At 43.7% G+C, this 327-nt stretch carries 1 rRNA gene; it reads left to right on the forward strand.

Annotated features, from left to right (window positions below):
• Nucleotides 1-327 (forward strand): 23S ribosomal RNA (locus tag ACO0K4_RS19650); the annotation flags it as partial.

Consider the following 327-nt stretch of genomic DNA (forward strand, 5'->3'; position numbering starts at 1 on the left):
CGAATATCCAAGGTTTCCACACCCACGTTCGTCGTGTGTGGGTTAGGCGACCCTAAGGTGAGCCTTGTCTTAAGGGCAAGGGTAACCGATGGATTACTGGTTAATATTCCAGTCCTTTGTATGAATCGTTTGACTTGGGGAAGAACGACGAAGGATAAGATATGTTTGGATGTGAAGTTCAAATCTAATCACCAAAGCAGTCTCAACAGGAAAATCCGTTGGGGCGTTTATCTGAGGTGTGATGGGTCTTGAGTCCTTGTGACTCTTGATATGTCTGATTTCTTTGTCCTGGAAAAGTTTCGCAGGAAGATTCATATAAAATCGTAC

This window comes from Undibacterium sp. RuTC16W, assembly GCF_049339445.1.
In the GTDB taxonomy this organism is placed as follows: Bacteria; Pseudomonadota; Gammaproteobacteria; order Burkholderiales; family Burkholderiaceae_D; genus Undibacterium.